The 24098-nt window shown below is 66.6% G+C and carries 25 protein-coding genes; 17 read left to right on the forward strand and 8 right to left on the reverse strand.

Going from position 1 to position 24098, the window contains the following annotated elements; genetic code table 11:
- Positions 1-78: 78 nt before the first annotated feature.
- Positions 79-867: a sulfite exporter TauE/SafE family protein gene (locus ACETII_RS08390; protein WP_472787740.1), complete on the forward strand. Its 789-nt coding sequence runs from the start codon at positions 79-81 to the stop codon at positions 865-867.
- Here ACETII_RS08390 and xth read toward each other — a convergent pair whose 3' ends face one another.
- The 5 genes from xth to ACETII_RS08415 all read right to left on the reverse strand — a co-directional run bounded on the left by xth (position 868) and on the right by ACETII_RS08415 (position 4383).
- Positions 868-1650, reverse strand: a complete 783-nt coding sequence (gene xth, locus ACETII_RS08395; protein WP_472787741.1) for an exodeoxyribonuclease III — start codon at positions 1648-1650, stop codon at positions 868-870.
- A 42-nt stretch (positions 1651-1692) separates the two neighbouring features.
- Complete coding sequence (locus ACETII_RS08400; RefSeq protein ID WP_472787742.1) at positions 1693-2208, reverse strand: hypothetical protein; 516 nt, start codon at positions 2206-2208, stop codon at positions 1693-1695.
- Between the two features lie 66 nt (positions 2209-2274).
- Complete coding sequence (locus ACETII_RS08405; protein ID WP_472787743.1) at positions 2275-3855, reverse strand: urease accessory protein UreH domain-containing protein; 1581 nt, start codon at positions 3853-3855, stop codon at positions 2275-2277.
- A 30-nt stretch (positions 3856-3885) separates the two neighbouring features.
- On the reverse strand, positions 3886-4071 hold the full coding sequence (locus ACETII_RS08410) for a YgaP family membrane protein (RefSeq protein WP_472787744.1): 186 nt from the start codon (positions 4069-4071) through the stop codon (positions 3886-3888).
- A gap of 69 nt (positions 4072-4140) precedes the next feature.
- A complete protein-coding gene (locus ACETII_RS08415; protein ID WP_363350557.1) occupies positions 4141-4383 on the reverse strand; it encodes a high-potential iron-sulfur protein in 243 nt (80 codons plus the stop codon).
- Positions 4384-4538: 155 nt separating this feature from the next.
- Between ACETII_RS08415 and ACETII_RS08420 the strand changes: the two genes are divergently transcribed.
- From ACETII_RS08420 to ACETII_RS08475, 12 genes are all read left to right on the forward strand, one after another.
- The gene (locus tag ACETII_RS08420) at positions 4539-4913 is read left to right on the forward strand and encodes an ArsR/SmtB family transcription factor (RefSeq protein WP_363350559.1); all 375 of its coding nucleotides are present in this window, start codon (positions 4539-4541) and stop codon (positions 4911-4913) included.
- Entirely contained in the window at positions 4910-5110 is a 201-nt protein-coding gene (locus ACETII_RS08425; RefSeq protein WP_363350562.1) for a YgaP family membrane protein, read from the forward strand. Before ACETII_RS08420 ends, ACETII_RS08425 begins: the two co-directional genes overlap by 4 nt.
- Positions 5111-5119: 9 nt before the next feature.
- Positions 5120-5788 (forward strand): Crp/Fnr family transcriptional regulator, encoded by a 669-nt coding sequence (locus ACETII_RS08430; protein WP_363350564.1) that lies wholly within the window; start codon positions 5120-5122, stop codon positions 5786-5788.
- A gap of 86 nt (positions 5789-5874) precedes the next feature.
- Complete coding sequence (locus ACETII_RS08435; RefSeq protein WP_363350566.1) at positions 5875-7155, forward strand: NAD(P)/FAD-dependent oxidoreductase; 1281 nt, start codon at positions 5875-5877, stop codon at positions 7153-7155.
- A 27-nt stretch (positions 7156-7182) separates the two neighbouring features.
- A complete protein-coding gene (gene cydP / locus ACETII_RS08440) occupies positions 7183-7344 on the forward strand; it encodes a cytochrome oxidase putative small subunit CydP (RefSeq protein WP_363350568.1) in 162 nt (53 codons plus the stop codon).
- A 20-nt stretch (positions 7345-7364) separates the two neighbouring features.
- The gene (locus ACETII_RS08445) at positions 7365-8945 is read left to right on the forward strand and encodes a cytochrome ubiquinol oxidase subunit I (protein ID WP_363350570.1); all 1581 of its coding nucleotides are present in this window, start codon (positions 7365-7367) and stop codon (positions 8943-8945) included.
- Positions 8946-8958: 13 nt separating this feature from the next.
- Positions 8959-10098 (forward strand): cytochrome d ubiquinol oxidase subunit II, encoded by a 1140-nt coding sequence (cydB, locus tag ACETII_RS08450; RefSeq protein WP_363350572.1) that lies wholly within the window; start codon positions 8959-8961, stop codon positions 10096-10098.
- 21 nt (positions 10099-10119) lie between these two features.
- Complete coding sequence (gene cydX / locus ACETII_RS08455) at positions 10120-10224, forward strand: cytochrome bd-I oxidase subunit CydX (RefSeq protein ID WP_363350574.1); 105 nt, start codon at positions 10120-10122, stop codon at positions 10222-10224.
- Between the two features lie 28 nt (positions 10225-10252).
- A complete protein-coding gene (locus ACETII_RS08460) occupies positions 10253-11218 on the forward strand; it encodes an efflux RND transporter periplasmic adaptor subunit (protein WP_472787745.1) in 966 nt (321 codons plus the stop codon).
- Entirely contained in the window at positions 11215-14484 is a 3270-nt protein-coding gene (locus ACETII_RS08465; RefSeq protein WP_472787746.1) for an efflux RND transporter permease subunit, read from the forward strand. The genes ACETII_RS08460 and ACETII_RS08465 overlap by 4 nt, the downstream gene beginning before the upstream one ends.
- Positions 14481-14849 carry a carboxymuconolactone decarboxylase family protein gene (locus ACETII_RS08470; RefSeq protein WP_363350580.1) on the forward strand — a complete coding sequence of 123 codons (369 nt, stop codon included), beginning with the start codon at positions 14481-14483 and terminating at the stop codon, positions 14847-14849. Before ACETII_RS08465 ends, ACETII_RS08470 begins: the two co-directional genes overlap by 4 nt.
- A gap of 21 nt (positions 14850-14870) precedes the next feature.
- Positions 14871-15215, forward strand: a complete 345-nt coding sequence (locus ACETII_RS08475; protein WP_363350582.1) for a rhodanese-like domain-containing protein — start codon at positions 14871-14873, stop codon at positions 15213-15215.
- 212 nt (positions 15216-15427) lie between these two features.
- Here ACETII_RS08475 and ACETII_RS08480 read toward each other — a convergent pair whose 3' ends face one another.
- A complete protein-coding gene (locus tag ACETII_RS08480) occupies positions 15428-16015 on the reverse strand; it encodes a beta-class carbonic anhydrase (RefSeq protein ID WP_363350584.1) in 588 nt (195 codons plus the stop codon).
- Between the two features lie 218 nt (positions 16016-16233).
- Here ACETII_RS08480 and ACETII_RS08485 point away from each other — a divergent pair, with 218 nt between their 5' ends.
- Together ACETII_RS08485 and ACETII_RS08490 are read left to right on the forward strand one after the other, a co-directional pair.
- Entirely contained in the window at positions 16234-17118 is an 885-nt protein-coding gene (locus ACETII_RS08485; protein WP_363351261.1) for an alpha/beta fold hydrolase, read from the forward strand.
- Positions 17118-17975 (forward strand): patatin-like phospholipase family protein, encoded by an 858-nt coding sequence (locus tag ACETII_RS08490; protein WP_363350586.1) that lies wholly within the window; start codon positions 17118-17120, stop codon positions 17973-17975. The genes ACETII_RS08485 and ACETII_RS08490 overlap by 1 nt, the downstream gene beginning before the upstream one ends.
- A gap of 19 nt (positions 17976-17994) precedes the next feature.
- On the opposite strand, the gene ACETII_RS08495 is transcribed toward ACETII_RS08490, so the two are convergent.
- Entirely contained in the window at positions 17995-18441 is a 447-nt protein-coding gene (locus ACETII_RS08495) for a nucleoside deaminase (RefSeq protein WP_363350588.1), read from the reverse strand.
- Positions 18442-18514: 73 nt separating this feature from the next.
- On the opposite strand from ACETII_RS08495, the gene ACETII_RS08500 reads away from it, so the two are divergent.
- Together ACETII_RS08500 and rsmD are read left to right on the forward strand one after the other, a co-directional pair.
- On the forward strand, positions 18515-20584 hold the full coding sequence (locus ACETII_RS08500) for a pseudouridine synthase (RefSeq protein ID WP_472787747.1): 2070 nt from the start codon (positions 18515-18517) through the stop codon (positions 20582-20584).
- Between the two features lie 3 nt (positions 20585-20587).
- On the forward strand, positions 20588-21148 hold the full coding sequence (gene rsmD / locus ACETII_RS08505) for a 16S rRNA (guanine(966)-N(2))-methyltransferase RsmD (protein ID WP_472787748.1): 561 nt from the start codon (positions 20588-20590) through the stop codon (positions 21146-21148).
- Positions 21149-21283: 135 nt separating this feature from the next.
- Here the strand turns inward: rsmD and mutS are convergent, their stop codons facing one another.
- Positions 21284-23947, reverse strand: coding sequence for a DNA mismatch repair protein MutS (mutS, locus tag ACETII_RS08510; RefSeq protein ID WP_472787749.1), 2664 nt, complete (start codon positions 23945-23947; stop codon positions 21284-21286).
- Between the last annotated feature and the right edge of the window lie 151 nt (positions 23948-24098).

Raw genomic sequence — 24098 nt, forward strand, 5'->3', positions numbered from 1 at the left:
TCGCCCCTTCCTGCTTGCTGTCCTCATATATGCGGGTTATCTAAATAAGCAAGTTCTAATGTAGGCGACCCCACTCCCATGCTCACGCCCTTCTTCATGAAAATCGCCGCCGGCGCGCTCTCCGGCGTTCTCGTGGGCTTTTCGCTGGGTCTTGTCGGCGGCGGCGGCTCGGTCCTCGCCGTGCCGCTTCTCGTCTATTTCGTCGGCGTGCCGGAGCCGCATGTCGCCATCGGCTCCAGCGCCGTGGCGGTCGCCGCCAACGCCCTGGTCAGCCTTTGGCACCACGCGCGCGCCGGCACGATCAAATGGCGCTGCGCCTCGGTCTTCGCGCTCTTCGGGGTCATCGGCGCCTTTGGCGGGTCGACGATGGGGAAACTCATGAACGGCGAAAAGCTGCTGGCCCTCTTTGGCGTGCTGATGCTGGTCGTCGGCGCGCTGATGTTCAGAAGCCGCAGCGGCGAGGGCTATCCGCAGGTCCGGCTCAATCGCGAGAACTTTCCGCGCCTCGCGGCTTTGGGCGCGACGACCGGCGCGCTGTCGGGCTTTTTCGGCATCGGCGGGGGCTTTCTGATCGTGCCGGGGCTGATGTTTGCGGCGGATCTCCCCATCATCAACGCCATCGGCTCTTCGCTCGTGTCCGTCACCGCCTTCGGGGTGACGACGGCCGCGAATTACGCGCTCTCCGGCCTTGTCGACTGGACGCTCGCCGCCACCCTGCTCGGGGGCGGCGTCGTCGGCGGTCTGATTGGGGCGGCGACGGCGCGCCGCCTCGCCGCCGAGCGCGGGGCGCTCGCCATGGTCTTCGCGGCGATCGTGGTCGCCGTGGCGCTCTATGTGATTTTCCGGGCGGTCGCGGCGCTCGACTGATCAGCCGAGCTGCGCGGCGATCGGCACGTGATCGGAAGGCTTCTCGCCCGCGCGCAATGTCTTCGCGATCTCGACGCCTTGCAGCCTGTCGGCCGCCTGCGGCGAGAGCAGCAGATGGTCGATGCGGATGCCCTTGTTTTTCTGCCAGGCGCCCGCCTGATAGTCCCAAAAGGTGTAGAGCCCGCCGTCGTCGGTGACGGCGCGCAGCGCGTCGGCGTAGCCGAGGTTGACGAGCCGCCGGTAGGCGGCGCGGCTTTCGGGCAGAAACAGCGCGTCCCCCGCCCAGGCGGCGGGGTCGTGCACGTCGCGGTTCTCGGGAATGATATTGTAATCGCCGGCGAGAACGGTCTTTTCCTCGAGCCGCAGCAGCGCCGCCGCGTGCTGCGTCAGCGCCTCCATGAAGGCGAGCTTGTAGCGGTATTTGGGCGTGTCGGGCGGATTGCCGTTGGGCGCATAGATCGAGGCGACGCGCACAGCGCCCCCCACGCCGTCCGAGATCACCGCTTCGATGTAGCGCGACTGGCCTTCATGGTCGAAGCCGGGAAGGCCGACATACGACTCTTCGATCGGCCGCTTCGAGAGAATGGCGACGCCGTTGAAGGTCTTCTGCCCGTGCAGGACAACATTATAGCCGGCGTCCTCGACCTCGAGGCGCGGGAAGGCCTCCGTCTCGCATTTGAGCTCCTGAAGGCAGAGTATGTCGGGCGCATCTTCTTTCAGAAAGGCGAGCAGCGGCGTGAGCCGCTGCCGCACGGAATTCACGTTCCAGGTGGCGATGCGCAAAAGGAGCTCCCGGCGGACGACGGGGTCTTGCGCCCCGTTCAATCAGTCGAGCCGATAGGCGGCGTGACAGGCGTTGCAGGCTTGCACGACTTGGCCGAGCTCGGCAAGCGCGGGCCGAAGATCGCCGCCCTGTTTCACTTTCGCGGCTTCCTCGGCGAATTTCGTCGCCTGCATATGCATGGTCATGCCGAGCGCGCGCATCTCGTCCGGCATATGGCTCGCCATCATCATGGGCATGTCGCCCTGCGCGCCGGATTTGGCGTCCGGCCGGCAGGCGGCGGCGCCCGGCGAATTCGCGCCGAGCCGGGCGTCGGCGATTTTCGCCGCCGCCGCGCCATCGCCCTTTCCGAGCGCCGCGAGAATCTCGGCGATCGCCTCCTGATGGCCCCGCATATTGGCGAGCATTTTCGCCTTCATCGGGCCGGGAACGTCGACCTCGACGCGCGCGTCCTTAACCATCTTCGACATCATTTCCATGTGGTCGTGATGGTCCTCCGCGACGGCGGCGCCGGCGGCCGCGAGCGCCAAAGCTGCGGCGGCGTACATGATCTTTTTCATCCCCGACTCCTTTCCCCACAAACGAAGACTAATGCGCGGCGCTTCGGATTGCGCCACGGCGAATCGTCACGGCGACGGCAGCGTCAGAACCTGCCCCGGCTTGAGCCGGCCCTTGCGCAGGCCGGGATTGGCGCGCGCGATGTCGCGCCAGCGCCCGGCGTCGCCGTAGAGGCGGCGCGCGATCGCCTTTAGCGTATCGCCGCGCCGCACGACGTAACGGCGGGGCGCCTCGGCCGGGGCCGGCTGCGCCGTCTCCTGCGGCGGGGAAGGCGCTTCCTGCGCGGTCTCCGGCGCGGCGGGGGGCGGCGCGGCGCCCGGCTCCGTCACCACGAATTCGCCGCGGATCATGCCCATCCAGCAGCTCCACGGGACGACGCCGCTCTGGGTCGGCGTGAACTCGATCGTCTGCAGCCCGGGCTTCAAATCGAATTCCAGGCCGAAGGCCGGAACTACGATGCGATTGTTGCAGCTCGTGATCGTCGTGGCGTTGATGACCCATTTGACGGGAACGCCCTTGGTGAGCGTGAAGCGCGACGGCTGATAGCCGAGCCCGTTCGCCTCCATTTCGATGATCTGCACGGCAGGCGCCGGCGCTAAGCTTGCGATCGGCGCGTCGGTCTGCCGCATGCGGGCGACGATCGAGGCGAGGTCCACGCCCCAGCCGGTCAGAATGAGGCCGCGATTGATCATCACCGCGCCGAGCGCCACGACGATGACGCCCGAGGCGCGCAGCAGCCGGTGGGTCGCCGCGCTCGACAGCAGGGAGGCGACCGCGCCGAAAGCGAGCATGACCGGCAGCGTGCCGAGCCCGAAGGCGAACAGCATTTTGGCGCCCTCGACGGCGCTGCCTGTGCCGGCCGCCATGACATACATCGCCTGCAGCGGCCCGCAGGCGATCATCAAGCCGTTGAGGAGGCCGATGACGAAGGGACGGTGGCGTCCCCCAGCTTCGCGGTAGACCCAGCGTTGAAGCGGCGCCGGCAGACCGAGCCGGAAGCGCCGCAGCGGGGCGAACAGCCCCAGCATGTTGAGGCCGAAGACGATGAGAAAGACGCCGGCCGCGACCCCGGCCGCGCCGCGCAACAGCGGCGTGAAGGCGATGAACGCCCCGAGCGCGCCGAACAGCGCCCCGATCGCCGTGTAGGAGAGCGTCTTGCCCGTCGCGAAGGCGAGGTGCGACAGCGCGGACGATCGGCCGGCCCCCGCGTCGGCGGCCGTATAGCTGACGACGAAAGCGCCGCACATGCCGATGCAATGGAAACCGGTGACGAGGCCGAGCACGAAGATGAGCCATAGGCTCATATGCTGGGCGATGTCCGGCGCGCCGCCGGCGCTGATCCAGCGCGTGTCGACGAGAATGAGCGCCGCAAGGCCCAAAAGCGCGCCGGCGGCGAGCAAGAGACGCCGGGCGAGCGGCCTTTGCGCGCGCTCCCCTTCCTCGACGCGATAGCCGAGTTCCTCGACGGTCGCGCGCAACGCGGCAAACTCGACGCGGGCAGGATCGTGATCGACGACAACCTGCTCTGTCGGATAGGACGCCGTTACCCGGCGCACGCCCGCAAGCTTGCGCAAGCGCGCCTCGATGACATGTTCGCACCCATGGCAATGCATGCCATGGGCGCGAAACGTGATTGTCTCGCCGTTCACGATCTCGCCGCCGCCGCTTCGGTCGAGGGTTTATTTGCCGAGCGTATTCACGCCGAGGAGTTTATATGCCGGGCAGAAATTAATGAAGGCTGTCGCGAGCGGCGCGAGGCCGACGAGCCCCCACCAGCTCTGCGGCCCGACGAAAATCAGGCTCAAGAGAAGAACGCCCGCGACGATGCGGATCATCCGGTCGGTGTCTCCAACATTGGGTTCCATTGAATTCTCCTTTGAGGCGTGACCCTTGCGAAGAGATGCGCCCGCCGCCTCGCGGGCTCAATGACTTTGTCACCCCCAGAGCGCGCACCAGCCGCGCGCGCTCACCGCCCCCTTGACGACGCCACAGCCGGAGGGCGCCTCGAACCAGGAGCAATTGGCGCAGCGCTGGCGCCCGTTGGGAGAATTGCGATAGGCGGCGGCGGACTGGCTGGTCTTTGCCCGCGCCGGCGCGAAAAAGGCCTGCAGGCCCGAAAGAATCCCCGTGGCGGCGACGAGCGTCAAGAACTGGCGCCTGCGTTGATTTACGCCCATGAGCCGCTCCTTTCCCCGCCGACCCGCGCCGGCGCTTTACATTCGATGTTTCTAATGTAAGGCGGCCGCGCCTGACCAAGAATGCGACAAAAGGGCCCAAGGCGCGCTCGGGGAGCTGCTTGACTTCTATATTCGCAAAACATAATTTAGTCGCTATGAATATACGTCTGGCCGAACTCGCGCCGAAGGCCGCCGAGGCGGAGAGCTTCCTCAAGGCGCTCGCCAACCGGCACCGCCTCATGGTGCTGTGCGAGTTGCACAAGGGCGAATATTCGGTGACGCGGTTGCAGGAGGCGGTTGGACTGAGCCAGTCCTCGCTCTCCCAGCATCTTGCGCGGCTGCGCGAAGACAGGCTCGTCAAGACCCGCCGCGAATCGCAGACGATCTATTATTCTCTCGCCAATGAGAATGTGTCTCGGGTCATCGGCCTGCTCTACGAGCTCTTCTGCGCGGGCGAATGCGGCGAGCCGCCGCCCGCAAAGAAGACGCGCGCGACGGGGGCAAAGCCTAAGAATGGGGTGGCGGCATGAGCATTGACCGAATTGTCATGGCTTTCGCGGGCGCAGTCGTGCTCGTCAGCGTGACGCTGGCGCATTTCGTTTCGCCCTGGTGGCTGCTGCTCACGGGCTTCGTCGGCCTGAATCTGTTTCAGGCGGCCTTTACAGGGTTTTGTCCCTTGGCCATGATCCTCAAGCGCTTCGGCGTCCGGCCGGGCGCGGCGTTCTGACGGGGCTCCATGGCGTCGGACTGGACCGCAGACGTTCCGCTGCTGCGCGGGCTCGACGAGTCGACGCGCGGACAATTGCGCGACGGCGCCGTCCGCAAGCAGATCCCCCGCGGCGCCGTGCTGTTTCGCCCCGGCGACCCTTGCGCGCACTTCCCTTTGATCGTCGCCGGCACGGTGCGCGTGCAGCGCGTGACCGAGTCGGGTCGTGAAATCGTGCTCTATCGCGTCGCCAACAACGAGACCTGCATTCTCACCACGGCGTCTCTGCTTTCCGACGACGCCTATTCGGCCGAAGGCGTCGCCGAGACCGACGTCCTCGCCTACATCCTGCCTGCCGAGCGCTTCGCCGCGCTGATGAACGCTTCGGCGTCGTTTCGCGCGCTCGTCTTCGACGGCTACTCCAAGCGCATCGCCACGCTGATGTCGCGCATCGAGGAAATCGTCTGCACGCGAATCAACGTGCGGCTGGCCGAGCGCCTGCTTGCGCTCAAAGGCGCCGACAACCGCATCAACGTCACTCAGCAGGCGCTCGCCGCCGACCTCGGCACCGCGCGCGAGGTGGTGGGACGCACGCTCAAGATCTTCGAGCGCTCGGGATGGGTCAAATTGTCGCGGGGCGGCGCAGAAATCACTGATCCCAAGGCTTTACGCGCGCTATGCGACGCCGAGCGTGACTAAGTCGCTGTTAGAATCTTCTAATTTAGATAATTCGAATATATAAGAAGCGCCGCGGCCGGCCCGCGCGTTTCCGGGAGGAAATCTGCATGGCTCATATTGTGATTCTCGGCGCCGGGATCGGCGGCGTCGCGGCGGCGATCGAGGTGCGCGACGGCGTGAAAAAAGAACATCGCGTGACCGTCGTCTCCGATCTGCCGAACTTCCAGTTCACGCCGTCCAATCCCTGGCTTGCCGTCAACTGGCGCAAGCCCGATGAACTGAAGGTTGCGCTGGCGCCGGTCTTCCGCAAGAAGAACATCGGCTTTACCGACGTCGGCGCGAAGCGCGTGCACCCGACCGAAAACCGCATTGAACTCAACAATGGGGAAAGCCTCGCTTACGACTATCTCGTCATCGCGACGGGGCCGAAGCTGGCTTTTGGCGAGATCCCGGGGCTCGGGCCCCATGGCGGCCACACCCATTCGATCTGCACGTTGCAGCACGCCGAAATCGCCTCCAAGGCCTGGGACGACTTCTGCAAGGACCCCGGCCCGATCGTCATCGGGGCCGCGCCGGCGGTGTCCTGCTTCGGCCCGGCGTATGAATACGCCATGATCGTCTCGACGGACCTGCGCCGCCGCGGCATACGCCACAAGGTGCCGATGACCTTCGTCACCGCCGAGCCCTATATCGGCCATCTCGGCCTCGGCGGCGTTGGCGACACCAAAGGCATGCTCGAATCGGCCTTCCGCGACCGCGACATCAAATGGATCACCAACGCCAAGACCACGTCGGTCGAGCCCGGCCTGTTGAAATGCGACGAGCTCAACGACGACGGCTCCGTGAAGAAGGCGCATGAGCTGCCCTTCAAATTCGCGATGATGATGCCGGCCTTCACGGGCATCGACGCGCTGATGGGAGTCGAGGGCCTGGTCAATCCCCGCGGCTTCGTCATCATCGACAAGAATCAGCGCAACCCGACCTTCCCGAATGTGTTCGGCGTCGGCGTCTGCGTCGCGATCCCGCCGGCCGAGCCCACCCCGGTCGCGACCGGCATGCCGAAGACGGGCTACATGATCGAATCCATGGTGACGGCGACCGCCCACAACATTGCGGCGCTCCTCAACGGCAAGGAGGCCAAGGAGGAGGGCACCTGGAACGCGGTTTGCCTCGCCGATTTCGGCGATCGCGGCGTCGCCTTCGTCGCGCAGCCGCAGATCCCGCCGCGCAACGTCAACTGGTCGAGCGAGGGACGCTGGGTGCATCTCGCAAAAATCGCTTACGAGAAATACTTCCTGCGCAAGGTGCGCAAGGGCCAGAGCGAGCCTGTTTATGAGCGCTACATCATGAAGCTTCTCGGCATCGAGCGGCTGCGAAACGCGCTCTAGGGGCGAGCGGGCGGGGACGGTCGAGGCATGGCGCGAAGAACGCTGAGGCGGGAACTCACTCTGGCGATCGTCTTCAAGGTCGCGGCAATCTTCTTGCTGTGGTTCTGGTTCTTCAGCCCGGCGCAGCGCGTCCACGTCACGCCGGCGGATATGGCGGCGGCCCTCGCCGGGGGGCCGCCGCCGCGCTAACGCTTGAAAGCGACATTAAAATGCTCGAACATCTCGACGTCGTCACGCTCTCCCGCCTGCAATTCGCGCTGACGGCGCTCTATCACTTTCTCTTCGTGCCGTTGACGCTCGGGCTCTCGCTGCTCATCGCCATTATGGAGAGCGTCTATGTGATGACCGGCCGCGAGGTCTGGCGCGACGCGGTGAAGTTCTGGGGCACGCTGTTCGGCATCAATTTCGTGATGGGCGTCGCCACCGGCGTGACGATGGAATTCCAGTTTGGCACCAACTGGGCCTATTATTCCCATTATGTCGGCGACATCTTCGGCGCGCCGCTCGCGATCGAAGGCCTCATGGCCTTCTTCCTCGAGGCGACCTTCGTCGGCTTGTTCTTCTTCGGCTGGAACCGCCTCACCAAGGTGCAGCATCTGATCGTCACCTGGTGCGTGGCGCTCGGCTCCAATTTCTCGGCGCTGTGGATTCTCATCGCCAACGCCTGGATGAGCAATCCCGTCGGGGCGAAATTCAATCCGCAGACCATGCGCATGGAGCTCTCCTCCTTCACGGAGGTGATGTTCAATCCCGTCGCCCAGTCCAAATTCGTTCACACGGTCAGCGCCGGCTATGTGACGGGGGCCGTCTTCATGATGTCGATTGGCGCCTATTACATTCTTCGCCAACGACACGTGCAGATCGCCCGGCGCTCGCTCACCGTGGCGGCAAGCTTTGGCCTCGCCTCTGCGCTCTCGGTCGTCGTGCTCGGCGATGAGAGCGGCTATACGGCCGGCGAAAGCCAGAAGATGAAGATCGCCGCCATCGAAGCGATGTGGGAGACCGAGCCCGCGCCGGCTTCCTTCACGCTCTTCGGGCTTCCCGATCTCAAGAGCGAGACGACCAAATATGAGGTCACGATCCCTTACGTCCTCGGCCTCATCGCCACGCGCTCCTTCGACAAGCCGGTCGAGGGAATCAAGCCGCTCGTGCTGCGCAACGAAGCGCGTATCCGCAATGGCCTGCCGGCTTATCACTGGCTGACCGAGCAGGGCGGCCGCCCGAACGCCCGCCTGCCGGACGAATTGGAAGGCTCGATGCGCGACGCCGGCTATGCGCTGCTCCTGAAGCGCATCCGTCCCGACATCGAGAATGCGACGCCCCAGGAAATCCATGAGGCCGCGCTTTCCACCATTCCCGACGTGCCGGTGCTGTTCTGGAGCTTCCGCATCATGGTGGCGCTCGGCTTCTATTTCATCGCGCTCTTCGCCGTCGCCTTTTACCTGTCGAGCCGGCGCCGCTGCGGCCGGCCGTGGTTCCTGCGCCTCTGCATGTTGAGCCTGCCGCTGCCCTGGATCGCGGCGGAGCTCGGCTGGATCGTCGCCGAATATGGCCGCCAGCCGTGGATCATCGACGGCGTGATGCCGACCTTTCTCGGCGTCTCCAGCGTGCCGGCGGCCAATGTCGCGGCGAGCCTCCTGGCCTTCGTCGTCTTCTATACGGCGCTCGCCGTCGTCGACGTCGGGCTGCTGATCAAATATGTGCGCAAGGGGCCGCAAGGGCCGCATGAGCCCGAGCTCGAGGCCGGCGCGCTGCCCGAGGCGCAGCCTGCCTACGACGCCTCACGCTAAAAGGAGAGCGGCGATGTTCGATTATATGACGCTGCGCCTGATCTGGTGGGGGATCCTGGGACTGCTGCTCGTCGGCTTCGCGGTCATGGACGGCTTCGATCTCGGCGTCGCCATGCTGCATCCCTTCGTGGCGAAGACGGATGTCGAGCGGCGCGTCTCGATCAACGCCATCGGGCCGGTGTGGGAAGGCAATCAGGTCTGGTTCATCCTCGGCGGCGGCGCCGCCTTCGCCGCTTGGCCGCCGCTCTACGCCGCCTCCTTCTCGGGCTTTTATCTCGCGATGCTGCTGGTGCTCCTCGGCTTCATCCTGCGGCCGGTCGCCATCGTGTTTCGCGGCAAGCGCGACGGCCTCCTGTGGCGGAAGGTCTGGGACTGGCTGTTCTTCGTCTCCGGCTTTCTGCCGTCGCTTCTCTTCGGCGTCGCCTTCGGCAATCTTCTCCTCGGCGCGCCGTTCCATTTCGACGCGTCCTTACGCTTCATCTTTGAAGGCTCGCTCCTGGGCCTTCTGCGCCCCTTCCCGCTGCTCTGCGGCGTGATCAGCGTCGTGATGATCGCGATGCAGGGCGCGGCCTGGCTCGCCGGAAAAAGCCAAGGCGCGCTCGCCGCGCGCGCGCGACGGATCGGCGCGCTCTCGGCGCTGGCCCTCGTGGCGATGTTTCTCGCGGCGGGCCTGTGGATCGCGGTGGGCGTCGAGGGCTACCGCATCGAGTCGCCAGTCGACCCCGCCGGCCCCTCCAATCCGTTCGGCAAGGAGGTGATGCGCGGAACGGGCGACTGGCTCCTGAACTACGCCCGCTTTCCGCTCACCGCGCTCGCGCCCGCGGCCGGATTGATCGGCGCGCTCGTCGCCGCAGTGCTGCTCGCCGCGGGCGTGAACCGCGGCGCGCTTCTGGCGTCCAGCGTCGCGACGGCGGGCGTGGTGACGACGGCGGGATTCAGCATGTTTCCCTTCCTGTTGCCTTCTTCCTCGCATCCGGGGCAGAGCCTGACGGTCTGGGACGCCTCCTCGAGCGAGAGAACCCTCGGCCTCATGCTCGTCGCCGTGATCGTCTTCCTGCCCATCGTCCTCGCCTACACCTCCTGGGTCTATTACGTGTTGCGCGGCCCGGTGACGGAGGCGGCGATCGAAAAGGGCGACGACCACTATTACTGACCAAAAGGGGGGCGACGCCTCATGTGGTATTTTTCCTGGATTCTCGGCCTCGGCCTCGCCTGCGCCTTCGGCATTTTGAACGCCATGTGGCTCGAACTCGACGACGACGACGACCATCGCAAGTAAGGCGAAGCTGCTCGGCCCTGGAGTTTTCATGGACTTCCGTCTGCTTTTGATCCTCGCCGCCCTGGCGGGCGCTTCCCGCGCGGTCGCGGGCGAAACGACCGTGCATGTCGCGCCCCTCGACGACATGAAGGCGGTGGTCGCCTCGGTCGAGCCCGCTCATCAACTCGTGGCGCGCGCGCGCATTGGCGGCACGGTCACGTCGCTGAAAATCAAGGAGGGCGACACGGTCGCCGCGGGTGCCGAGGTCGCCGTCGTCGCCGATCAGAAGCTCTTTTTGCAAATGCAATCGCTCGACCAGCGCATTCGCGCCCAGCAGGCGCAACGCGACAAGGCGAAGACCGACTTCGAGCGCGCGCAGGAGCTGCTGCGCCGCGGCGTGTCGACCAAGGTGATGTTCGACCAGGCGAAGACCGCTCTCGACGTCGCCGAGCGCAATCTCTCGGCGCTGCAGTCCGACAAGAGCGTCATCGAGCAGCAGGCGGCGGAAGGATCCGTGAAGTCGCCGGGGCCGGGCCGCATTCTGACCATTCCCGTCTCCATCGGGCGCGTGGTGATGCCCGGCGAGACGATCGCGACGCTCGCCGAGGATAATTACATCCTGCGGCTACAGCTCCCCGAGCGCCATGCGCGCTTCATGCGCGCGGGTGACCGCGTCGAGATCGGGGAACGCGGCGTCAATACGGGCGCGGGCGCCCGCAAGGAAGGGCGCGTGCGCATCGTCTATCCCGAGATTCAGGGCGGCCGCGTGATCGCCGACGTCGACGTGAAGGGGCTCGATAATTATTTCGTCGGCGAACGGGCGCGCGTCTATGTGACGACGGGCAAGCGCAACGCGATATTGGCCCCGAAATCCGCCGTCTATCGGCGCGCGGGCGTCGATTTTGTGAAGCTCGCCAATGACGCCGAGGTGGTCGTCCAGACCGGAGACGTCCATGGCGACGCAATCGAGATTCTGTCGGGCCTGCACGACGGTGATGCGGTGCAGACGCCATGAGCGCCGAAAAGACCGAGTTTCATCCCGGCATATCCCGAACGCTCACGCGAACCTTCATCAATTCGCCGCTGACGCCGCTTCTTCTGCTCGCCTCCATTCTCGTCGGGCTCATCGCGCTTCAGGCGCTGCCGCGCGAAGAGGAGCCGCAAATCTCCGTGCCGATGGTCGACATCATCGTTCAGGCCAACGGCTATAAAGCCGAAGACGCGATCGAGCTCATCACGCGGCCGCTCGAAGACATCATCAAGGGCGTCAATGGCGTCGAGCATGTCTATTCGCAGACGCGCGACGACAGCGTGATGGTGACGGCGCGCTTCTTCGTCGGCACGCCGCAGGACAACGCCGTGCTGCGTGTGCACGACAAGATCCGCGCCAATATCGGCGGCCTGCCCAAGGGCATTCCCGAGCCCTTGATTGTCGGGCGCGGCATCGACGATGTGGCGATCGTCGTCCTCACGCTCTCCGCCAAGCCGGACAAGGCGAAGGGTTGGACCGACAATGGACTCTATCAGGTCGCCGAGGAGCTCCAGCACGATCTCACCAAGGTCGAGAACGTCGGCACGAGCTATATTGTCGGCGGCAGCCCCAACCAGATTCGCGTGGAGCCCGATCCGGAGCGCCTGTCCCAATATGGCGTGACCCTCAATCAGCTGATCGACAAGTTGACGAACGCCAACCGTTCGTTCCAGGTCGGGGCCTTTCGCGAGGGCAATCGCTCGGTGCCGGTCGTCGCCGGCCAGACCTTGCAGGGCGTGCCCGACATCGGCCTGTTGCTGCTCACGACGCGCGACGGCCGCCCGGTCTATGTAAAGGACGTCGCCGACGTCGTCGTCGGCGCGGCCGAACCCGACAAGCGCAGCTGGACGATGACCAAAGAGAAGGACGGGGCGCTCGTGAAGCGTCCCGCCGTCAACATCGCCATCGCCAAGCGCAAGGGCGCCAATGCGGTGATCGTCGCCGAGGAGGTTCTGAAGCGGCTTGAATCGGTGCGTGGCCGCATTGTGCCGGAAGACCTCGAGATCACGGTTACGCGCAATTACGGGGAGACGGCTACCGAGAAAGCCAATGAGCTGCTCTTCCATCTGGCGCTCGCGACCGTCTCCATCGTGCTGCTCATTGTCGTGATGGTCGGCTGGCGCGAGGGCGTCGTCGTCTTCGTGATCATCCCGACGACGATTCTGCTCACGCTCTTCGCCTCCTGGCTGATGGGCTACACGATCAACCGGGTCAGCCTGTTCGCGCTTATTTTCTCGATCGGCATTCTCGTCGACGACGCCATCGTCGTCGTCGAGAACATCGTGCGCCATTGGCAGATGCGCGGCGATCGCGGCCTGATCGACACGGCGGTCGAGGCCGTGGCGGAAGTCGGCAACCCGACCATCGTCGCCACCATGACGATCATTGCGGCGCTCCTGCCGATGATGTTCGTCTCGGGGCTGATGGGGCCCTATATGAGCCCCATACCGGCCAACGCCTCGCTGGCCATGGTGTTCTCCTTCTTCGTCGCCATGACCATCACCCCCTGGCTTCTCCTCAAGATCGCCGGCAAACGCTTCGCGCAGGAAGGCGGCTCGGGTCACGATCACGCTCATGAGCGCGGCGCGATGGGGGACTTTTATGCCCGCGTCGCAAAGCCCTTGCTGCAGGGCCGCAGCCGCTCGCAGCGTTTCTTGACGGCGGTGGGCGTCGCAACGTTGCTCAGCATGGCGCTTTTCGCCACCAAGACCGTGCGCGTGAAATTGCTGCCGTTCGACAATAAATCCGAGGTCGCCGTCGTCGTCGATCTGCCGCGCGGCGCCTCTCTCGAAGAAACGGACCGCGTGCTCACCGAGGCCGCCGAGCGCCTGAAGGATATTCCGGAGCTCACCTCCATTCAATCCTACGCCGGCACGGCGGCGCCCTTCAACTTCAACGGGCTGGTGCGCCATTACTATATGCGCATGGCGCCGGAGATGGGCGAGCTTGCGGTCAATCTTCTGCCCAAGGACGAGCGCAAGCGGGCGAGCCACGCCATCGCGCTCGACATCCGCGAAAAGCTCAAAGGCCTCCCCCTGCCGCCGCATACGGCGATCAAGGTCGTGGAAGTGCCGCCCGGCCCGCCGGTCTTGTCGACGCTGCTCGCCGAGGTCTATGGGCCGGACGCGCAGACGCGGCGCGATCTCGCGACGAAGCTGCGCCAGGCGTTCGACGCCGTCGATTTCGTCGTCGACTCGGACGACAGCTTCGGCCAGCGCGCCGAACGGCTGCGCTTCGCGATCGATCAGGACGCGCTCGAATATCACGGCGTCGAGGAGCGCGCGGTCTATGACACGATCGGAGCGCTCGTCGGCGGCGTGAAGATCGGCTTCTCGCAAAGAGGCGGCGGCGCGAAGCCGATCGACGTCACCGTCGCCCTGCCGCATGCGCATATGACGCCGAGCGAGCGCCTTTTGTCGACGCCTCTGCCCGCCGGCGGAACGGTGCGCCAGGGCGCCAATGTCGAACTCGGCGACGTCGTGAAGGCGACGCGGGAATTGGGCTCCTATCCGATCTTCCGCCACAACGGCCGCTTTGCCGAAATGGTCAGCGCCGAAGTCGCCGGACGCTTCGAGGCGCCGATCTATGGCATGTTCGCGGTCGAGGACGCGATCAAGAGCGTCGACTGGGGTCCCAATGGTCCGCCGACGATCAAATATCACGGGCAGCCGCTCGACGACGCGCAGCCGACGATTTTGTGGGACGGCGAGTGGGAGGTCACCTATGTCACCTTCCGCGACATGGGGGCGGCCTTCATGGTGGCCTTGCTCGGCATCTATCTTCTGGTCGTCGCGCAATTCGGCTCTTTCAAGCTGCCGCTCGTCATTCTCGCGCCGGTGCCGCTGACATTGCCGGGCATTGTCCTGGGGCATCTCCTGTTCAACGCCGCCTTCACGGCGACCTCGATGATCGGCTTCATCGCGCTGGCCGGCATCGTCGTGCGCAACTCCATCCTGCTCGTCGACTTCATTCGCCATCTGCGCGAGAAGGGCATGCCTTTGCGCGCGGCGCTCGTTGAAGCCGGCGCGGTGCGCTTCAAGCCGATCTTCCTCACGGCGGCGGCGGCGATCATCGGCGCGGCGTTCATTCTCACCGATCCGATCTTCCAGGGCCTCGCCATTTCGCTCGTCTTCGGCCTCGCTTCGTCGACCGCGCTGACGCTGCTCGTGATCCCTGCGATCTATGTCGTCCTGCGCGACGACGAACGTCCGGAGGCGCCGACGGCGCCCGACTTAAGGAGGCTCGCATGACAAATGATTGGCCCGAGCTCGCCAAGACGCTGACCGCCGACCTGCGCAATCTGCGCAGCGGCGCGCCCGAGGTGATGAAGGCCTTCAGCGCCATGGCGACGTCCGCCGGCGCCACCGGCGCGCTCGACGCCAAGACAAAGGAATTGATCGCTCTTGCGGTGAGCGTCGCCATACGCTGCGACGATTGCATCGCCTTCCACGCCAAAGCCGCCGCCGGACGCGGCGCGACCCGCGAGGAAGTGATGGAGACGCTCGGCATGGCGATCTACATGGGCGCAGGACCTTCCGTGATGTATGCGAGCCATGCGCTCGCCGCCTTCACGCAGTTCGACGCCGAAAAGACGGCCCCGGCGCAGAGCGCTTGAGGCCCAAGAAAGGAAGAAGCAATGTTTTCAGGTCTGATGTCGAAACTCACGGGCGGCGGCGCGTCGCTGCCGACGATCGAGCATGAAGACTTCGCGCGGGTGGTGAAGGAAGGCTCCTGCGCCATCGTCGACGTGCGCGAGCCGCATGAATATGCGGCGGGCCATGTGCCCGGCGCGCGCAATCTGCCGCTGTCGCAGTTCAATCCCTCACAGCTGCCGCAGGGCCAGTGCGTCATCATCTGCCAGGCGGGCGGCCGCTCCGCCAAGGCGCTGACTCAGGCGATGGCGGCAGGCCGCAAGGACGTGCGCCACTATGCGCCCGGCACCGGCGGCTGGCGCGCGCGCGGCGGCGCAGTGTCGGCGTAAATCTTGAAAATGCGCCCTCACCCTTTAGGAGCCTGCGTAAGCAGACGTCTCGAAGGGCGAGGGTCGCTGCGGCGCATCCTTCGAGACGGCGCTGCGGCGCCTCCTCAGGATGAGGGTTTGAAATTTATAGACAGCCAGCAGGAGGATTTCCTCATCCTTAAGGAGCCGCCGAAGGCGGCGTCTCGAAGGACGAGGAAATCCGTCACGACATCTCACGCCGCCTTGCCGATCTCCGTCGCCTTCGGCACGTGGATGAGCTGGCCCGTCTTCACGTCGTAAATATAGCCGTAGATCGGGACGTTCTTCGGCGTCAGCGGATGCGAGCGGATGCGCGCCACATCCTGCGCGACGCTGTCTTCCTGATTCTTGATCGTGTGCCATTTGATGAAATGGCCCGCCGCGCAGCCGCCGCCATGTTGCGGGTTCGACCATTTCAGCGTCGACATGTCGAGCGACGCCGTCGCGAGGCTGTCTTCGAGAAGATCGCCCATGACCTCGTCGCAGAACAGCTCCATGCCGCAATTGGTGTGGTGAATCACGAACCACTCCTTGGTGCCGAGCAGCTTGTGCGAAATCACGAGCGAACGGATGGCGTCGTCCGAGGCGCGGCCGCCGGCGTTGCGAATGACATGCGCATCGCCTTCCGAAAGGCCCGCGTATTTGGCGGGATCGAGACGCGCATCCATGCAGGTGAGAATCGCAAAGCCGCGCGCGGGCGGTAAAGCGAGTTCGCCCTTGGCGCCGAAGCTCGAAACATAGGCGCGGTTCGCCGCCATGACCTCATCGACGATCTTGCTCATTTTTTCCTCCCCTGGAAGCATCGATTCATTCTCGCTTTCCATGAAGCAAGTCTCCAATGCTTCGAAAGGCTTTTCAAGCAAGGTAAGAATTTCACTTTCGTGACAAAGTCGCTTGACCCTGCGAGAACAGAAATGTCGTGACGACGCGCGCAAGCGTTACTATATAACAGCGCTGTCGGGGGCGCATGGCCCTCAGCGTCAACATGGTCTTTACAGGAATGTCCGAGCTTCCCGATCTCTACCCCGGTTTCGCCGCGCATTGGATCGACACGCAGGCGGGAAAAATTTTCGCACGCGCCCATGGCGCCGGGCCGGCCCTGCTCTTGCTGCACGGTTTCGGCGAGACGCATGTGGCTTGGCGCAGGATCGCGCCGGCCCTCGTCGACCGCTTTTCCGTCGTCGTCATGGATCTGCGCGGCTATGGCTGGTCGGCGGCGCCCGACAGCGAGAAGGGCGAAGCCTATGCGAAGCGGGAAATGGCCGACGACGTGGTGAAGGTCATGGCGGCGCTCGGCCATGTGCAATTCGCGCTCGCCGGCCACGACCGGGGCGCGCGTGTCGGCTTTCGCTTGGCGCTCGACCACCCCGGCAGGCTGACGAAACTCGCGCTGCTCAACATCGCGCCGGTCGACGACGCTTTTGGCGCCGGCGATCTTCAGCGCATGGGCCGCGCCAAGCTCTTGTCCATGGACGCGCCCCGACCCGAAGAATTGATCAGCCTCGATCCACAAGGGTTCCTCGACGACGCGCTGCAAAGCTCCACGAAGGAGAAGTCGCTCGACGTCTTCGGCGCGGCGGCGCTCGCGCATTATCGATCGGCCTTCAACGAGCCGTCGCGCATCCACGCCTTTTGCGAGGATTTTCGCGCCGGCGCGACGATTGATCGCGAGCTGACGCTCGCCGACAAGGCGGCGGGGAAGAAGCTCAACGTCCCCACGCTCGTCCTTTATGGCGAGACGAGCTTCCCGGCAGGGGGTCCATCGCTCGCCGACGCCTGGCGCGACTGGGGCGACGGCGTCGTCACCGAGAGCGTCGACAGCGGGCTCTATCTGATGGAAGAAGCGCCCGAGGCGACGCGCGACGCGCTGGACCGCTTCCTCTGATGCCCCGGCGCGGCGCCCTCGGCCGCCGGACGGTCGCCGTGGCGCTCGGCGGCGGCGGCGCGCGCGGTCTCGCCCATATCAGCGTGCTGCAGGCGCTCGACGAACTGGGCGTCCGCCCTGTCGCGCTCGCGGGCGCCTCGATCGGCGCCATCATCGGCGCGGCCTATGCGGCGGGCTTTTCCGGCGAAGAGTTGCGCCACCACACCGAGGCCATGCTCAGCAACCGCCTCAAGCTCGCGCGCCGGCTGCTCTATGCGCGGGCGCGGGGGCGCAAGCGGCTGTTCAAGGGCGTCGGCCATCCCTTCCTTATCGACGGCGAGAGGTTTCTCGACGCCTTCTGGCCCGAGGGCGTGCCGGAGCGGTTCGAGGATCTCGAAATTCCGTTGACGGTGGTTGCGACCGATTTCCGCCGTCGCTGCGAAGTCGCCTTCTCAAAAGGGCCGCTGCGTCCCGCCGTCGCCGGCTCCATGTCGGTCCCGGGCGTCGTGCGCGCGACGAAAACCGAGGTCGGCTATCTCGTTGACGGCGGCCTCGTCAATCCGCTGCCTTACGACCATCTGGCCGGCAAGGCCGACATCATCGTCGCCGTGAACGTCTCGGGCAATTCGGGCCCCGAAACGGAAATTCGCACGCCCACGGCCTTCCAGACCATGATGGTGGCGACGCAAATTCTCACCAATTCGATCAGCGCCCGCATGATCGAGGAAAATCCGCCCGACGTGCTCGTCGCGCCAGCCGTGCACCAATATCTCGCGCTCGATCTCTTCAAGGCGGAGCGCATTTTTTCCGCCGGCGACGCCTGCCGCGAGACGCTGCGCGAGGGCCTCACGCGGGCGGCCGCGAAATTGGGAGCGTAGCCGCCGCCGGGGGTCGCGCTTACCGTCTCTGAGCAAAGAATTCCCTCAGCAGCTGCGCCGATTCGCTCTCGCGAATGCCGCCATAGACCTCCGGCGCATGATGGCACGTCGTCTGCGAGAAGAAACGCGGCCCATGCTCGACCGCGCCGCCCTTGGGGTCTTGCGCTGAAAAATAGAGCCGCCGGACGCGCGCGAAGGAAATGGCCGCCGCGCACATGGCGCAGGGTTCGAGCGTGACGTAAAGATCGCAGTCGACGAGACGTTCGCTGCCGATGATTCGGCAGGCCGCGCGAATCGCCAGCATTTCCGCATGCGCCGTCGGGTCACGGTCGCGCAGCGTGCGATTGCCGGCGGCCGAGAGCACGTCGCCCGCGCGGACGATCGCGGCTCCGACCGGCACCTCTTCGGCGGCCGCCGCGGCGCGCGCCGCTTCGAAAGCGACAGCGAAAGGGTCGATGCGCTTCATGGGCCCCGCGTCATTTTCATCATCCCTGCGTCAGCGCGCTTCAAAGCCGTCGACCCGCCTGCTATCAAAGATCATGGCCGACAAGAAATCCGACAAGCGCTCCGGCGCGCCCGGCGGCGATCGCCCGATGCGACGCCGCCCTTCCGCAAACGACGCCCCCGACAGGAAAGCCGGCGGCGCGCCCTTCGGCAAGCCCAGAGCCGGGGCGCCCAAGACAGGCAAGGACGCGAAGCCTGGCGCGGCCAAGCGCGCGAAGCCCGCGCCGGCGCCGGTCGAAAAGACCAGCAGCTTCGCCGGCGAGCGCATCGCCAAGGCGATGGCGCGCGCGGGCGTCTGCTCGCGACGCGACGCCGAGGACTGGATTGAGCAGGGGCGCGTCGCCGTCAATGGAAGGGTGCTGACTTCGCCCGCCGTCAATGTGACCGAGGCGGACAAGATCGAGATCGACGGCGCGCCGATGCAGGCGCGCGAGCGCACGCGGCTGTTTCTGTTTCACAAGCCGCAAGGCTACGTCACCACCGCGCACGATCCAGAGGGCCGCCCCACCGTCTTTTCCTATCTGGAAGAGCGCCATCCTGAGCTGCCCCGCCTCGTCAGCGTCGGACGACTCGACATCAATACGGAAGGGCTGCTTCTGCTGACGAACGACGGCGGCCTGGCGCGGACGCTGGAGCTTCCCGCCACCGGCTGGACGCGGCGCTACCGCGTGCGCGTTCATGGCGAGACCGATCAGGCGCAGCTCGACGACTTGCGCAAGGGCGTGACGGTCGAGGACGTCGCCTATGCGCCCATCGAGGCGCGGCTCGAGCGCGAACAGGGCTCCAACGCCTGGATCGCCATGGCGCTCACAGAGGGCAAGAATCGCGAAGTGAAACGCGTGATGGAGCATCTCGGGCTCGACGTCACGCGCCTCATCCGCGTTTCTTACGGACCGTTCCAGCTCGGCGAGCTCGCCGAGGGCGCCGTCGAGGAAGTGAAGCTCAAAGTCCTGCGCGACCAGCTCGGCAAGAGCCTCGCCGCGCTCGCGGGCGTCGATTTCGCGTCGCCCTTGCGCGAGCCGACCGCCGCCGAGCAGCAGGAACAGCGCGAACGCGTCGACAAGCGGGCGCGCAAACATGTCTCCGTGCTGCGCAAGCAGCGCGACGAACAGGCCGAGAAAGGACCGCGCGCGCGCATCGAGCGCGGCGCCACCGCCGACCGCAAGGGACGCGCCGTCGCGGTCGAGCGGGTGACGCCGACGCGTACGAAGAGGGCGACGGAAGAAGAAGCGCCCGCCTCGCGCAACGCCAGACGGTTCGAGGCGCTTCGCGGCGCCGGCCGCCCGCGTCGCGACGCGGCCGAAACCGCCGAACGGCCGTTCCGCCGTCCCCGCGACGAAGGCGCGGCGCGGCCTGAACGCGGCCAGACCGAAAAGCGGCGCCCGCCCCGTTTCGAAGGCGAAAGGGCCGAGCGTCCCGCGCGCGGCGGCGCGGAGCGGCGCGCCCATGGCGACGCGAAAGCCGCCCCCGGTCACGCCCGCGCGCGGCCGCCGAGCGGCGCGGAGCGTGGTCGGTTCGAGCGGCGGCCGCGGCAGGAGGGGGCCGAGGGCAGGGGAACGCGCGGTTTCGCGTCCGAGGGGCGCGCGCCGCGCCCGCCCCGGCAAGGACGCGACGCGGGCGAGCGTCCTGAACGCTTCGAGCGGACCGGCGTCGGCCGCTCCGATGAAAACCGTAGCGGCGGCGAAAGAGCCCCACGCCCCCGCGCGCGGCCGCCGGGCGGCGAGGAGCGTGGTCGGTTCGAGCGGCGGCCCCGGCAGGAGGGGGGCGAGGGCAGGGGAACGCGCGGTTTCGCGTCCGAGGGGCGCGCGCCGCGCCCGCCCCGGCAAGCCCGCGACGCGGGCGAGCGTCCAGAACGCTTCGAGCGGTCTGGCGGCGGACGGAAATTCGACGCGGATCGCGGTGGCGAAAGGGCCGCGCGTCCCCGTGCGCGCGACGCCGGAACGCCCGACGGCTCCCGTCGCGGCCCGTCCCGATCGGCGTCGCCAAAAGGGCCGCCGAAGGGCCGGGGCGGTCCCGGCGGCGCGCCCAGGGGATCGAACAAGGGATCGAACAAGGGACCGGGAAAGGGTCCGGGCGGCGGACCCCGCAAGCCGCGCGGGGCGTAGCGCATGCGCATCGTCGGCGGCGCGCTGCGCGGGCGCGCGCTTGCGGGGCCGAAGTCGCAGGCGATCCGTCCGACCTCGGACCGGCTGCGCGAGTCCGTATTCGACATTCTCGCGCACCGCTTCGACGATCCCGTCAGCGGCGCGGCGGTCGTCGATCTCTTCGCCGGCACGGGCGCGCTGGGGCTCGAGGCCCTGTCGCGCGGCGCCGCTCGGGCGCTGTTCGTCGACGACGGCGCCGAGGCGCGCGCGCTGCTGCGCGCCAATATCGAGACGCTGGGGTTGGGCGGCGTCACCCGCGTCTTTCGCCGCGACGCGACGAAGCTCGGTCTCGCGCCGCCGGGCGAGGCGTTTTCCCTTGCCTTTCTCGACCCGCCCTATGGCAAGGGCCTCGCGGCGCCGGCGCTCGCGGCGCTGCTGGCGGGGGGGTGGCTCAGGAAAGACGCGCTCGTCGTGATCGAGGACGCCGCGGACGCCGAGATCGCCCTGCCTGCGGGGCTGGAACAGGAAGATGCGCGGCGCTACGGCGACACGCAATTTCTGTTCGCGCGATTCGCGGCTGGCTGAGGCGCGCGGCCCCGATCCCTCCCCCGACAAAGGGGGAGGGCGGGGGAGGGACGGAGCGAGCCCTTCCATGCTTTCGCGCGTCAGCGTTGACTCCGGAACCTTGCCCGAAGCCGACTTTACAGAGGCCCGCTCGGATCAGGCCTTGCCCTTCAACTCATAGAGCGCCGCGAGCGCCTCGCGCGGGCTCATCTGGTCCGGGTCGATTCGGAGAAGCGCCTCGCGCAGCGCGTCTTTTTGAGGCGCGATCTCGGCGACGCGCTTGAAGAGGGGCAGGTCGTCGATCAGCGCCTCGACCGGCGCGCGGCGGTCGGCGGCTTCGAGTTCCGCGAGGATGGCGTGGGCGCGCGCCACGACGCTCGCCGGCAATCCCGCGAGCTGCGCCACATGCACGCCGTAAGAGCGATCGGCCGCGCCTTCTACGACCTCGTGCAGAAACACCACCTCGCCGGCGTGATCGGTGACTTTCATGGTGAGATTGACGAGCCGCTTCATGCGCTTGGCGAGCTGGGTCAGTTCATGGAAGTGCGTCGCGAAGATCGCCCGGGCGCGATTGACGTCGTGCAGATGCTCGATCGTCGCCCAGGCGATCGACAGGCCGTCGAAAGTCGCCGTGCCGCGCCCGATCTCGTCGAGAATGACGAGCGAGCGCGGCGTCGCGCAATTCAGGATCGCGGCCGTCTCCACCATCTCGACCATGAAGGTCGAGCGGCCGCGGGCGAGATCGTCCGAGGCGCCGACGCGCGAAAACAGACGATCGACGACGCCGATGCGCGCTTGCGCCGCCGGCACATAGGAGCCCGCCTGCGCGAGCAGCGCGATCAGCGCATTTTGCCGCAAAAAGGTTGATTTACCCGCCATGTTCGGGCCGGTGACGACGGCGATGCGCCCGGCCTTGTCGCCGGAGAGATCGCAGTCGTTCGCCGCGAAGGCTTTGCCCTGCGCTTCGAGCGACGCTTCGACGACGGGGTGCCGCCCGCCGACGATGGCGAAGTCGAGCGAGTGATCGACATGCGGCCGCGTCCAATTGCGCTTTTCGGCGACCTCCGCGAGCGCGCTGAAGAGATCGAGCCGCGCAAAGGCCTGCGCCAGCGTCTGCAAGGGCTCGGCGCGCGCGAGGACGGCGCTCGCCAGCCGTTCGAAGATCGCAATTTCGCGCGAAAGCGCCTGGTCGGCGGCGGAAGCGATTTTGCTTTGCAGCTCGACGAGCTCGCGAGTCGAGAAGCGCATCGCGTCGGCCATGGTCTGGCGGTGCGTAAAGGTCGCGTCGAACGGCGGACGCAAGAGCTTCTCGCCCTGCGCCGCCGGCAGTTCGAGAAAGAAGCCCAGAAAATTATTGTGCTTGATCCTGAGCCGCGTTCCCGTCGCCTCGGCGTAGCGCGCCTGCAGCGAGGCGATGACCGTGCGGCTTTCGTCGCGCAGCGCGCGCGCCTCGTCGAGCGCCGCGTCATACCCCGCACGCACGAAATCGCCGTTGCGCCTGTCGAGCGGCGGATTGTCGGCGAGGCTCGCCATAATCTCCGAGGCGAGGGCAATGTCCGCCTGCGCAAGGGTCTCGGCTTCGCGCGCGATCTTCTCGGGCGTCCCGGCGTCAGCGAAGAGCGCCGCAATGTCCCGCGCCGTCACGAGCGCGGCGCCGACAGCCGCGAGATCGCGCGGGCCGGCGCGCTGTAAAGAGAGGCGCGAGACGGCGCGCGCAAGGTCGGGCGCGCGCGCCAGCCGCCCGCGCAGCGCGAAGCGAATGTCGGGCGTGTCGAGAAAGAAGGCGACGGCGTTGAGCCTTGCGCCGATCAGGGCCGGGTCGGTCGAGGGCGCGGCGAGGCGTTCGGCGAGAAGCCGGGCGCCGGCCGACGTCGCCGTCAGATCGACGACCGACAGCAGCGCCCCCTCGCGGGAGCCGGACAGCGTGCGCGCCACTTCGAGATTGGCGCGCGTCGCCGCGTCCATGTCGAGCGTGGCGCTGTCGCGCAAACTCACGGGTCGCGAAAGCGCCGGGCGGCCGCCCTTCTGCGTGCGTTCGACATAAAGGATCGCTGTCGCGGCCGCCTCGAGTTCCGCCTCGCTCAACGCGCCGAAGCCGTCGAGCGTCGACACACCGTAGAAATCGATCAATCGCCGCTCGGGATCGCCGGCGTCGCGGCCGAGTGGCGCGGCCGGCGCGGCGACATTGGCGAAAGCGTCGGCCACAGCTTCCTCGCGGCACAGCGTTTCCGCGGCGACGATCTCGCGCGGCTCGAGGCGCGCGAGGACCGAAGCAAGCTCGGCGGCGTCACAGTCGCAGACCGTGAAAGCGCCGGTCGAGATATCGAGGCTGGCCACGCCATAGCGCCAGCCGCCGTCAGAGCGACGCGCGCGCGCGACCGCGGCGAAAGCATTCGCGCGCGTCGGATCGAGGAGCGCGTCTTCCGTGATGGTGCCCGGCGTGACGAGGCGCACGACGTCGCGACGCACGACGGATTTGGCGCCGCGCTTCCTGGCTTCGGCCGGGTCCTCGATCTGCTCGCAGACGGCGACGCGATGGCCGAGCGCGATGAGCTTTTGCAGATAATCATTGGCGCGTTCGACGGGCACGCCGCACATCGGAATGTCCTGGCCCAGATGTTTGCCGCGCTTGGTCAGCATGATGCCGAGGGCGCGCGCCGCGACTTCGGCGTCTTCGAAAAACAGTTCGTAGAAATCGCCCATGCGGTAGAAGAGCAGGCAATCGCTGTTGGCGGCCTTGATCTCGATATATTGCGCGATCATCGGCGTCGCGCGCACGGCCTCGCCCGCGCGGGTCTGATCCAAAGCTTTCTGCGTCATCCGGGTAGTCTAGCGGCGCCCGCCCGAAGGCGCCATGCGGGCGAAGCGACCGCATGTGGAACGCCGCAAAAAAGCCCCGGATTCCGGGGCCTTCTTGATCGACCTGAGGTCCGCGGCGCCTAGCGCCACAAGGCCAGAAGGATGATGATCG

The sequence above is a fragment of the Methylocystis sp. NC52PC genome, assembly GCF_055698645.1.